This window comes from Pseudoalteromonas sp. SWYJZ19 (genome assembly GCF_015864375.1).
Classification (GTDB): domain Bacteria; phylum Pseudomonadota; class Gammaproteobacteria; order Enterobacterales; family Alteromonadaceae; genus Pseudoalteromonas; species Pseudoalteromonas arctica.
This window is the reverse complement of record NZ_JADYXI010000016.1, coordinates 23,973-36,528: the sequence shown is the minus strand read 5'-3', so window position 1 is coordinate 36,528 and position 12,556 is coordinate 23,973. Positions and strand designations below refer to the sequence as shown.

The following is a 12,556-nucleotide window of genomic DNA, read 5'->3' as shown; positions in this document are numbered from 1 at the left end:
ATACGTTATAAACTTAAATGATAACAATATTAAAAAACCACTTATTTAAATAAGTGGTTTTTTGCTTTAAAGCAGTTTAACTTACTTGAAGCTGCGCAGCCTGAATGTATTGCACTAAATCTTCAATAGAAACCACGGTCATATTATGTTTATTAGCATAATCACTCACCTCAGGTAAGCGCGCCATTGAACCATCTGGATTTGTTAGTTCGCAAATTACGCCAAATGGTTTTAAGCCGGCAAGCTGCATTAAATCAACGGATGCTTCGGTATGACCACGACGAACTAATACTCCGCCCGTTTGTGCTTTTAAACCAAATACATGCCCAGGGCGCGATAAATCACTTGGTTTTGCATTATCGGCTGTAGCAGCTTTAATAGTAGTCACTCTATCAGCAGCAGACACGCCTGTTGTAACGCCATGCTTAGCTTCAATAGTGACTGTATAAGCGGTGTTATTTTGACTGGTGTTGTGGGTTACCATTTGCGGTAAGTCGAGCTGTTTAATGCGCTCCTCCCCCATGCATAAGCAAACAATACCGCTGCCTTCGCGGATCATTTCGGCCATTTGAGAAGTCGTTAAATGCTCAGCTGAAAATACAAAGTCGCCTTCATTTTCACGGTTTTCATCATCAACAACAAGTACGCCTTGCCCTTGCTGTAGTGCAGCAATTGCGCTTTGTACGCGGATATGGCTTTCGCCGAATTGAGTAAGTAGAGACTGAATCATCATTATATTCCAAATAAAAAAATAATAGATTCAGGACTGTGAAAGGATCAGTAATATATCGCTTTAAATTTAAAACGATCACTACCAAAATAGCTTAAATAAAATAACAAAAAGCACGCAGCAAAAAGCAGCGCACACTGTTATACCAACGGCATTAAATTAGTAACCTATTATAGCGCTAAAAAATAGCTCACTTAACGCGATACAATGATCGTGTCTTTAATAAAATTGGTATTAGTATAATAAGCCATATTCTCTTTCATCCGGACTGTAACCGTCGGCTCTGGCATCTCACCAGATCTGCTTGACCTTTACTTAACCTAGGTTAAATAAAGCGCTCGCGGGCTCGTCTAAGTTATAAATAACATTAGACATACCGCCGGTGGGGAATTTCGCCCCGCCCTGAGAATGTACTTTTATAGCTAAAGCGCTATAAAAGCGGGCTTATTATACCCTTTAACTTAATTACTTATCAAAGGTAAGTGAATAAACTTCTAACAAAGCTCGGTATTTAATGAGGCTTTGACTACTTTACCTTCATTTATGTCAGCGGTGATTGTACAAGTAGCGCCGTTTACTAAATTTAAGTTAGGTGGAGCATGACCAATATCGGCATCAATAATCACAGGAAATAAACACCCACCTAGTGCAACATCAAGCGCGTGACGGTAATCAAAAGAAGCATCTTGACCTTGAGTGATCACGCTGCGACCAATAATAATACCGTTTATATCGTCAAATATACCTGCTAATTTTAATGAAAGTAAAAACCGTGCAACGGTTGTTGGCGTCAACTCTGAGTTTTCTAGGTATAAAATAAGCCCTTCGGGTGCACTGTGTTTTTTAAATTCATGTAGTGCCAAAAATGGAGAGTCGAGTAATAAGCCGACTGTATCTAAACAGCCACCAAATAAGCGACCCGACATTTCAATAGTGCGTGCATCAAAGTAATTTAAACACTGCCACTGAGTAACTTCTGTGTGTTCAAACAATGCATTTGGGTTTTGTACGTAATCAGGTCTATTTTTTTGATAATGCGATGACGGGGCTTGCTCAAATTTGCTACCTGCTTCATAACTTAGTGTTTCAAATATTTGCAGGCAATAAGGACTTTTTTCGTCAGGATGTAACTGCATAAGATTAGCGCTGTGTAGTGTTGCCCATTGGCATTTTGCCGTGAGTGCGCATGCAATGGTGCTTACATCAGAGAACCCAACTAACCATTTAGGCTTTGCTTCTTTAATTGCATTAAAATCAAGTAGGGGCAGTATTTCCATTGCAAGCTCGCCACCAAATGGAGGCATAATTGCATCTATCTCATCATCTAATAAAAAACCCATTAACTGCTGTGCGTGCGCTTTAGCGTTAAGCTGTCCATGCGGTTTGCTTTGGCGTAAAAACTCTCCTTCAACAACATCATATCCTCGATGTTTTAATCCATTAATAACAATGTCTAACCGTGCATGGTACTTTTCTTTAAGGCCTGATGAAAGTGAACAAATTGCTATTTTTGATCCTACTTTTAAAGGCGCTGGGTAAAGTATATTAGCCATATATTTTCCTTTTTAGAGAATACGTTAATACCAATTACATTAAATCAGCGAGTTATTTGATGCGCTAAATACTCATGTTTTTAATAAATTGATATAAGTACCTACTATACCAACATAGACCATATTTATATAATATGAATACTGTACAAACGCGCCTACCATTAAAGGCTAAATTACAGACATAAAAAAACCGATGTAATTACATCGGTTTTTATTTAAAAACGTTAAAGTGAGTTATGCGTTAAAGATACTCAACTTCAATGATTTCGAACTCAACAATACCTTTTGGCGTTTGAATAGACACTGCGTCGTCCATTTGTTTACCAATTAAGCCACGTGCAATCGGTGAGTTAACAGATATTAAGTTGTTTTTAATATTTGCTTCGTCATCGCCCACAATACGGTATTTTACTTCAGCATCGGTTTCTATATTTACAATAGTTACCGTAGTGCCAAAAATAACTCTACCGGTATTTGGCATTTTAGTTACGTCGATAATTTGAACATTTGAAAGTTTAGCTTCAATTTCTTGAATACGCCCTTCACAAAAACCCTGTTGCTCACGCGCAGCGTGGTATTCAGCGTTTTCTTTTAAGTCACCATGTTCACGTGCAACCGCAATATCACTTACGATTTTAGGACGGGTAACTGTTTTTAATTCGTTAAGCTCTTTACGCAGTAAATCTGCGCCACGAACTGTCATCGGAATTGATTGCATACTTTTCTCACTTAACACCAAGGCCCTAGTTGGCCTTGGCACATTTCCTTAGTTCAATCGCAGATGTAGCTCTTGAACTGACGTCACTTTGCTGCGGTCATCTGCTTTATTAGCAGTACAGTTAGCGAATGCCGCGTTCAAGGTTGTCGTATAGTTGGTTTTATTTTGCAATGCACCACGACGTAACACCTTCGAATCTTCGATCGCTTGGCGACCTTCGGTGGTATTAACGATATAGCTGTACTCTTTATTCTTGATATAATCAAGAATATGCGGGCGGCCTTCATATACTTTGTTTACACGTCGTACTTCAATGCCAGCTTCTTCAAGAGCTTGTGCCGTGCCACCAGTTGCGTCAAGTTCAAAACCTAAGTCGGTCATGATTTTGGCTAATTCAACAATACGTGGCTTATCGCTATTACGAACAGATAATAGCGCGCGACCACCGCGTGGTAAAGTGTTGCTTGCACCTAATTGTGCTTTTGCGAATGCTTCGGCGAAAGTATCACCAACACCCATCACTTCACCTGTTGAACGCATCTCAGGACCACGGATTGGATCCACACCCTGAAACTTAGCAAATGGTAAAACAACTTCTTTAACGCTGTAGTAAGGAGGGATCACTTCTTTAGTAATACCTTGGCTTGCTAAAGACTGACCAGCCATACAACGTGCAGCTACTTTTGCAAGCGCCACACCGGTTGCTTTTGATACAAACGGTACAGTACGTGCAGCACGCGGGTTAACTTCGATTAAGTACACTTTGTCTTCTTTTACTGCAAACTGTGTATTCATCAAGCCAACAACACCAAGTTCAAGCGCCATGTCGGTTACTTGCTTGCGCATTACATCTTGCACTTCTTGTGATAAAGAATGTGCTGGTAATGAACAGGCTGAGTCACCCGAGTGAACACCCGCTTGCTCAATGTGCTCCATAATACCGCCGATAATTACTTGCTCGCCGTCACAAATTGCGTCAACGTCAACTTCAATCGCGTTATCTAAGAAACGGTCCAGTAATACAGGTGCTTCGTTTGATGCTTGTACAGCTTCGGTCATGTAGCGACGTAAATCATCTTCGTCGTATACAATTTCCATTGCACGACCACCTAGTACGTACGACGGGCGTACAACTAATGGAAAGCCAATTTCAACTGATTTAAGTAAGGCTTCTTCGGTTGAAGTTACTGTTGCATTTTCTGGCTGAAGTAAGTTTAAACGCTCAACAAGTTGTTGGAAACGTTCGCGGTCTTCTGCACGGTCAATCGCATCAGGTGAAGTACCAATCACTGGTACACCATTCGCTTCAAGCTCTCGCGCTAGCTTAAGTGGTGTTTGGCCACCGTACTGTACGATAACGCCTTTTGGCTTTTCAACACGTACAATCTCAAGTACGTCTTCAAGTGTAATTGGTTCGAAGTATAAACGATCCGAAGTATCGTAATCAGTAGAAACCGTTTCAGGGTTACAGTTAACCATGATGGTTTCATAGCCGTCTTCGCGAAGCGCAAGCGAGGCATGTACACAACAGTAATCAAACTCAATACCTTGACCGATACGGTTAGGACCGCCACCAATAACCATGATTTTATCACGATCAGTTGGGTTAGCTTCACACTCTTCATCGTAAGTTGAATACATGTAAGCCGTGTCTGAGCTAAATTCAGCTGCACACGTATCAACACGTTTGTATACTGGTACAATATTTAATAAATGACGCTTTTTACGAATTTCAGCTTCAGATACACCTGCAATTTCTGCTATACGCGGATCTGCAAAGCCTTTACGTTTAAGCTTACGTAGGAAGTCAGCATTTAAACCCGCCATGCCTACTTTCGCTATTTTTGCTTCGTCTTTTAAAATGTCTTCTATTTGTACTAAGAACCAACGGTTAACTTTAGTCAGTTCGTAAACATCATCAACGCTCATGCCATGGCGCATTGCATCGGCAATGTACCAAATACGCTCAGCGCCTGGCTCGCGTAGTTCGCGGATGATTTTTTCTTTTGCTTTAGGGTCATCAAGCGCCACTATTGGGTTAAATCCCGTAGCGCCCACTTCAAGACCGCGTAATGCTTTGTGTAATGACTCTTGTTGATTACGACCAATCGCCATTACTTCGCCAACTGATTTCATTTGCGTAGTTAAACGGTCGTTTGCACCGGCAAATTTTTCAAAGTTAAAGCGAGGAATTTTTGTAACAACGTAATCGATTGAAGGCTCAAAAGACGCGGGAGTTTTGCCACCAGTAATGTCGTTTTGAAGCTCGTCAAGCGTATAACCTACTGCTAGTTTTGCTGCAATTTTAGCAATTGGGAAACCCGTTGCTTTTGATGCTAATGCAGATGAACGTGATACACGTGGGTTCATCTCAATGATAACCATACGGCCATCTTCAGGATTAATACCAAACTGCACGTTAGAACCGCCAGTTTCTACACCAATTTCACGTAATACTGCCATAGAGGCGTTACGCATAATTTGGTATTCTTTGTCGGTTAGCGTTTGCGCTGGTGCAACGGTGATTGAATCGCCAGTGTGAACACCCATAGGGTCAAAGTTTTCAATGGTACAAACAATAATACAGTTGTCGTTTTTATCACGTACAACTTCTGTTTCGTACTCTTTCCAACCAATCAGTGATTCATCAATTAGTAATTCGTTCGTTGGCGATAAATCTAAGCCACGTTCACAAATTTCTTCAAACTCTTCTAAGTTATACGCTACACCGCCACCGGTGCCGCCCATAGTAAAAGAAGGCCTGATAATACATGGTAAACCAATGCGCGTTATGATGTCTTTGGCTTCATCCATAGAGTGAGCAATCTCAGCACGAGGACATTCAAGACCAATATTTTTCATTGCTACGTCAAAGCGTTCACGGTTTTCTGCTTTGTCGATTGCATCAGCCGTTGCACCAATTAGTTCAACACCATGTTTAGCCAATACACCGTGCTTGTCTAGTTCAAGCGCACAGTTTAATGCCGTTTGACCACCCATTGTAGGCAGTACTGCATCTGGCTTTTCTTTTTCAATAATTTTTTCTACCACTTCCCAGTGAATTGGTTCGATGTATGTTGCATCGGCCATATCAGGGTCGGTCATGATAGTTGCAGGGTTTGAGTTAACTAATATAACTCTGTAGCCTTCTTCTCTAAGTGCTTTACACGCTTGAGCACCAGAGTAGTCAAATTCACAAGCTTGACCAATTACAATTGGGCCTGCGCCTAAGATAAGAATGCTTTTTATGTCGGTACGTTTTGGCATTATTACTCCAGTTAAATTAGTGTTTACGCGCTTGCATCAAATCGATGAAGTGGTCAAATAATGGGGCTGCATCGTGCGGACCAGGGCTTGCTTCAGGGTGACCCTGGAAGCTAAACGCAGGTTTATCTGTACGATGAATACCTTGAAGCGTTCCGTCAAATAACGATTTGTGCGTGGCACGAAGCGTACTTGGCAGGCTTGACTCTTGCGCTGCAAAACCATGGTTTTGAGCTGTGATCATAACTACATCGCGGTCTAGGTCTTTAACTGGGTGGTTAGCGCCGTGGTGGCCAAATTTCATTTTTTCTGTTTTAGCACCTGAGGCAAGGGCTAATAACTGATGACCTAAACAGATACCAAAAATTGGTGTGTCGGTTTCTAAAAAGGTTTTAATTGCATCAATAGCGTAAGTACATGGCTCAGGATCGCCAGGGCCATTAGATAGGAAGATACCATCAGGGTTTAAAGCCAGTACGTCAGCGGCAGAGGTTTGCGCTGGTACTACTGTAAGTTTACAACCACGGTCTACAAGCATACGTAAAATATTACGCTTTACACCGAAGTCGTAGGTAACAACATGAAACTTTTCATCAGCAGCATCAAGAGTTTTAAATCCTTCGCCTAATGTCCAGCTTGATTCGCGCCACTCAAAATTTTCCTTGGTTGAGACAACTTTTGCTAAATCCATACCTTTTAAGCCTGGGAAGGCTTGCGCGGCTTGTAGCGCTTTACTTTCGTCTAGCTCGTCGCCAGCAATAATACACCCGTTTTGTGCGCCTTTATCACGCAAAATTCGAGTTAACTTTCTGGTGTCGATGTCCGCAATACCTAAAATATTACGTTCTTTTAAGTAATCATCTAACGATTGCTCGTTACGAAAATTACTTGCTAGCAGTGGCAAATCACGGATCACTAGGCCTTTAGCCCAAATTTGATTCGCTTCTTCGTCTTCGCTGTTGGTACCCGTATTACCGATATGTGGGTACGTCAAAGTTACGATTTGTTCCGCGTATGATGGATCAGTCAAAATTTCTTGATAACCAGTCATAGACGTATTGAATACTACTTCACCGACTGACATGCCGTCAGCGCCGATTGCAGTACCGCGAAACACTGTGCCGTCTTCTAGGACTAACAGAGCGGATTTAGTCAAGTTAAACCTCCTAACAGTAAAAAACGGGAGTAAGCAATTGCTTAACACCCCGCCAATACCCAGAGGGATCGTCAAAACTAGATTTTTGTGAGCTTAAATAGTTTTACGCAGTCTTAAATGATGCCGATATAAAACGCTAAACCTTCAATCATTTTTTCTTGCCTAAAACTATTTTTATTCCCACTGAAACCCAGGATTTACTAGCCATTTGGGTATAATTGGAAACACGCATTTAGTAATTTTTGGCAAATTGGCTGCATATTACATGAAGTTGCTATTTAGGTCTAACACTTTTTAGTAAATTGTTACAAACAAGTCACTGTAGGTGAAATTAGACCCAAACAGTTAAAAAAGTAACTAAACTACTTAAGATCTAGCACATCTTGCATATCATAAAGTCCTGCAGGTTTGTTTCTCAACCAGCTTGCAGCCCTTACAGCACCTAGAGCGAACGTCATTCTTGAACTTGCTTTGTGGGTTAATTCAAGCCTTTCGCCCATTGTAGCGAAGTATGCAGTGTGTTCACCTACTATATCGCCCCCTCTTAGTACCGAATAACCAATCTCATTTTGCGATTTAGCTGTTTCCACTTGGCTGCGGTTGTATACAGCAACTTCGTCGTGATCCCAGCCTTTAGCTTGTGCAATTGATTCACCAATGGCGAGTGCTGTGCCTGATGGTGCATCTATTTTATGACGATGATGCGCTTCAAATATTTCGATATCTAAGTCGTCACCAAACTTAGTTGCCGCTGTTTGTACTAGGTTTAATAGTACATTTACGCCAACACTGTAGTTTCGGGCAAATACAATTGGAATATGTTTGGCTGCATCGTGCAGTAGCACCATATCCTCGGTTGTTAAACCCGTTGTACCAATAACCATAGGAATTTTTTGTGCTACAGCGGTTTTTAAATGATTTTTCATACCTGCAGGAAGCGTAAAGTCGATTAAAACATCTACATTATCTATTGTGGTTTCTTCGCTAAAGCTAACACTGTTGTCGGCTGCGCTATTTACTTGATTTACATTAATGCCTAATAACGATGAACTACCACGAACGTATGCACCTGTAAGTTGTGTTTGCTCTTTAATTGTCGCTGCTTCTAATAGAGCTAAGCCCATTCTGCCATTAGCACCAAAAACGCCTATTCGATTTGTAGTCATTGTTTTTACCTAATTTAATTTAAATCCATTTTTTACTAATCTGAGTATATATCCGAAGCATTGCAAATACGCGCTTGGGCATTTTTATGCAGTTGGACAAATATTAATCGCTGAAAATAGCGTTACTTTGTAGATATTATCTAAAAGTCATGCAATAGTCAGGTGACCTTTTAATTTAATAATAATAACAATACCAGTTTACTTTAGCCATCTATACATTTAAACTTCTCTTTCGCGTCGATTTGGTCTTTGGCTTGCGGGCGCTGCGGTCTTCTTAATTAATAAAATAAGAGTGACTCGCTAAATTCAGCTAAAAGAGGAGTTTTTGGCTGTTGTATTACTAAACTGTTTACGAGGAATATGATGCAGCCATCATTTAATAAAAACAAAGCTATACTTTCTTTACTTCCCCTACTGACCTTTGTAGCACTATTTTTAGGCTCTGGTTTGTACTTGCAATCGCAAGGGGTTGATTACGCTTTTTATCAACTTCCTGCTCCCGTAGCTATACTACCCGCCATTATGCTTGCGTTTATTTTAAACAAGGGCACGGTAAACGAATGCGTTGATACTTTTATTAAAGGTGCTGGGCACAATAATATTATAACCATGTGTTTAATCTACCTACTTGCAGGTGCGTTTTCAGCCGTGGCTAGTGCAACCGGTGGTGTTGATGCGGTAGTAAATGCAGGTTTATCACTTATTCCTCCCGCTTTGTTGCTCCCAGGATTATTTTTAATTGCTGCTGTAGTATCTACAGCTATGGGCACCTCCATGGGAACAATTGGTGCTATTGGCCCTATTGCTTATGCGGTGTCTATTAAAACAGGTATAGATCCAGCATTAATGGCAGGTACGATTGTATCAGGCGCTATGTTTGGCGATAACTTATCAATTATTTCAGACACGACTATTGCAGCCACACGTACACAGGGCTGTGAAATGAAAGATAAGTTTAAAGAAAATCTTAAAATTGCAGTCCCTGCTGCAATACTAACTATTGGCTTGTTGTTTTATTTAACACCCGCAGCGCAAGTTGTTGAAACCAAGGATTACGATATTTGGTTAGTACTTCCGTATGCCTTTATTTTAGTGTTAGCAGTTGCTGGCCTAAACGTATTTGTGGTGTTGTTTAGCGGTATTATTTTTGCTGCATTAATGGGCTTTACAGGAAGCTATGAAGGCGCAAGCTTTGTAAAAGATATTTACAAAGGCTTTACCGATATGCAGGAAATATTTTTACTATCAATGTTTATTGGTGGCTTATCTGAATTCATTCGTATTAATGGTGGCCTTGATTACATTGCTCAAAAAATTCAAGCAATTACTAAAATCATTGCAAAATGGCATCGTAAAGTGGCCGACCAATTAGGTATTGCCGCACTCGTTATGACAAGTAATATGTGTATTGCTAATAACACCGTATCTATTATTGTTGCTGGCCCTATTGCTAAAAAGCTTGCCGACGACGGTGAAATAACCGGAAAACGCTCTGCAAGTTTACTTGATATTTTTGCTTGTGTAACGCAAGGCTCACTGCCTTATGGCGCTCAAGCACTATTGTTAGGTGCAACCTTTAAAATTAGTCCGTGGGAAGTATCAACGTCTTCTTATTACTGCTTTATTTTAGCCTTTACTGCAATTGCTATTATTTGTTTACGTCGTAATAAAGCATAATAAATTGATTTAGTGCATGTTGCAGCTTATTAAGTAGGCTGCAACATGTGTTAAATTAGCGATCAACTAATCAATCTCTTCTGCTATAATCTTCGCTTCCGCGTGTCACTAAAATTATAGTTATTAAACAGTTATGAAATTTAAAAAATTACTCCCTTTTATTACCCTTACTTCTCTTGCTTTATCATCATCTGCTTTTGCTGCCAATTGGAGCAGTACAGCAGTACATATAAATAATGGTAGCCAAAAAAATCCATTTTCTAAGCAAGAGTCTGATACTACTGTGTATTCAATCCAACATGCCTCTGGTCATGACTACGGCGATAACTTCTTTTTTATTGATTACAGTAAAGACGATACAACTGATGGCTACCAAGATAGTGACTTTTATGGGGAGTGGTACTCAACCGTTAGCTTGTCTGCCATTACTGGTAAGCAAATTGGCTCTGGCGCATTATTAGATGTTGGCTTAACGGGCGGTATTAACGTTGCTGGTGATGCAAAAGTAATGAAGTATCTACCAGGTGTAAAATTAAGCTGGGATGTACCTGGGTTTAACTTTTTTCAAACTTTAGTAACTGCCTACATTGATGACAGTGAAGGTGTGGCTAAAGGCGGCGCACCTATTGAAACAAATAGCTGGATGCTTGATGTAGCGTTTGAATACCCTTTTACCATTGGCTCGCAAAAGTTTAGCTTTAAAGGCCACGCTGAGTACATTGCTGAGCGTGAAGATGAGTTTGGCAACGATGTAGAAGCTTGGATACTCGCACAGCCTATTTTAGTGTGGGATATGGGCCACTCTCTTCAAATGAAAGAAAACACACTCCTATTGGGTATGGAGCTTCAGTACTGGCACAATAAACTAGGTACTGAAGTCACTGAATCGGTTCCGCAAATACATGTTGAGTGGACTTTTTAAACACCTCGTATCCATTTTAAATAATATGAATTTTAAGCGGAGCTATACTTTTAGCTCCGCTTTTTTGGTTAACCTAAAACATTCAATTGAACAGGTTTAAATACTTAGTTATTGTTGTACTTCTTTTTAAGCCAACTTTTAAGCCAAGCGCTCGCCTTTAATAGGAGTTACTGAATGTCGTCGATTAAAGTTATTTGTTTCTCTACTTTATTAGTACTAACAAACAATGCCTTAGCTGGCCCTTCTCAAGATACATCCGCCCTTTCTTATGATGCACTATTAAGCAATTACGAATACGATTTTAAGGTAAATTACTTTGCACTTGAGTCGCAAAAACAATCATTAAAAATGGCTTATATTTACTTAAAGCCAACTAAAGCCGATATGCCTACAGTTACACTTATGCATGGCAAAAATTTTAACGCCGACTACTGGACTACAACTGCGCAATACCTGCAATCTTTAGGTTATGGGGTATTAATCCCTGATCAAATTGGTTTTGGCAAGTCGTCTAAGCCAACTAATTACCAGTATTCGTTTGCGACGCTTGCTCATCATACTCACGCGTTAATAGATTCACTTAATATTAAAGAGTCGATTGTACTTGGGCACTCTATGGGCGGGATGCTAGCGAGTCGTTTTGTATTAATGTACCCAAACGCCACTAAAAAGCTAATTTTATTAAACCCTATTGGGCTTGAAAACTACTTGCAGTATGTTGATTATAAAGATACTAATTTTTTCTATAAAAACGAGCTTTCAAAAACACCGGAAGGTGTAAAAAAATATCAGCAAAAAAATTACTACGATGGTAAGTGGAATACAACATATTCAGCCTTAACTGACTTTATAACAGGGCAAATACAAGGCCCAGATAAAGAACAAATGGCATGGGTGAATGCAAAAACATACGATATGATTTTCACTCAACCTGTAATAACCGAATTTAAAGATTTAACTGTGCCGGTTAAATTAATTATTGGTACACGCGATAGAACCGGTCCAGGCCGTAACTGGAAAAAAGAGGATGTTGATTACGAGCTTGGTCGATACGATAAGTTAGGTAAACATGCTGCATCACTTATTCCTGACGCACAATTATTCGAACTAGATAACTTAGGGCACCTGCCGCACATTGAAGATTTTGAACGCTTTAAAAATGTATTACAAAAAGCGCTTACAACTAAATAAAGGTGAGTACTGAATACAAAAACCCCTGTAAGTAATTACTCACAGGGGTTTTTATTTAGTAATTAAACTAAATTATACCAATCTGCTTATATATGGGGTCTATTTAACGTTAAGAAAATTACGCTAGAACTAGGCAAAAATTTTTGTATCTAGTTGTTCTAAATAAAAAATTTTTAACG

Annotated in this window: 9 protein-coding genes and 1 riboswitch; of the genes, 3 read left to right on the top strand and 6 right to left on the bottom strand. The window is 39.9% G+C overall.

The window, feature by feature from the left end; genetic code table 11:
- Positions 1 to 76: 76 nt before the first annotated feature.
- From ribB to dapB, 6 genes are all read right to left on the bottom strand, one after another.
- Complete coding sequence (ribB, locus tag I6F45_RS15270) at positions 77 to 730, bottom strand: 3,4-dihydroxy-2-butanone-4-phosphate synthase (RefSeq protein WP_197151119.1); 654 nt, start codon at positions 728 to 730, stop codon at positions 77 to 79.
- Positions 731 to 977: 247 nt separating this feature from the next.
- A riboswitch (FMN riboswitch) is annotated at positions 978 to 1,144 on the bottom strand.
- A gap of 80 nt (positions 1,145 to 1,224) precedes the next feature.
- Positions 1,225 to 2,283, bottom strand: a complete 1,059-nt coding sequence (locus tag I6F45_RS15265; RefSeq protein WP_024590847.1) for a S66 family peptidase — start codon at positions 2,281 to 2,283, stop codon at positions 1,225 to 1,227.
- 241 nt (positions 2,284 to 2,524) lie between these two features.
- Positions 2,525 to 3,001, bottom strand: coding sequence for a transcription elongation factor GreA (gene greA / locus I6F45_RS15260; protein ID WP_010553419.1), 477 nt, complete (start codon positions 2,999 to 3,001; stop codon positions 2,525 to 2,527).
- A gap of 48 nt (positions 3,002 to 3,049) precedes the next feature.
- Positions 3,050 to 6,268 (bottom strand): carbamoyl-phosphate synthase large subunit, encoded by a 3,219-nt coding sequence (gene carB / locus I6F45_RS15255; protein ID WP_121955296.1) that lies wholly within the window; start codon positions 6,266 to 6,268, stop codon positions 3,050 to 3,052.
- A 16-nt stretch (positions 6,269 to 6,284) separates the two neighbouring features.
- Positions 6,285 to 7,421 carry a glutamine-hydrolyzing carbamoyl-phosphate synthase small subunit gene (gene carA, locus I6F45_RS15250; RefSeq protein WP_165741051.1) on the bottom strand — a complete coding sequence of 379 codons (1,137 nt, stop codon included), beginning with the start codon at positions 7,419 to 7,421 and terminating at the stop codon, positions 6,285 to 6,287.
- A gap of 362 nt (positions 7,422 to 7,783) precedes the next feature.
- On the bottom strand, positions 7,784 to 8,587 hold the full coding sequence (gene dapB, locus I6F45_RS15245) for a 4-hydroxy-tetrahydrodipicolinate reductase (RefSeq protein ID WP_165741050.1): 804 nt from the start codon (positions 8,585 to 8,587) through the stop codon (positions 7,784 to 7,786).
- Between the two features lie 363 nt (positions 8,588 to 8,950).
- On the opposite strand from dapB, the gene I6F45_RS15240 reads away from it, so the two are divergent.
- The 3 genes from I6F45_RS15240 to I6F45_RS15230 all read left to right on the top strand — a co-directional run bounded on the left by I6F45_RS15240 (position 8,951) and on the right by I6F45_RS15230 (position 12,377).
- The gene (locus I6F45_RS15240) at positions 8,951 to 10,264 is read left to right on the top strand and encodes a Na+/H+ antiporter NhaC family protein (RefSeq protein WP_197118901.1); all 1,314 of its coding nucleotides are present in this window, start codon (positions 8,951 to 8,953) and stop codon (positions 10,262 to 10,264) included.
- 133 nt (positions 10,265 to 10,397) lie between these two features.
- Positions 10,398 to 11,186 (top strand): nucleoside-binding protein, encoded by a 789-nt coding sequence (locus I6F45_RS15235; RefSeq protein ID WP_197118864.1) that lies wholly within the window; start codon positions 10,398 to 10,400, stop codon positions 11,184 to 11,186.
- A gap of 174 nt (positions 11,187 to 11,360) precedes the next feature.
- Complete coding sequence (locus I6F45_RS15230; protein ID WP_197118865.1) at positions 11,361 to 12,377, top strand: alpha/beta fold hydrolase; 1,017 nt, start codon at positions 11,361 to 11,363, stop codon at positions 12,375 to 12,377.
- Positions 12,378 to 12,556: the final 179 nt, after the last annotated feature.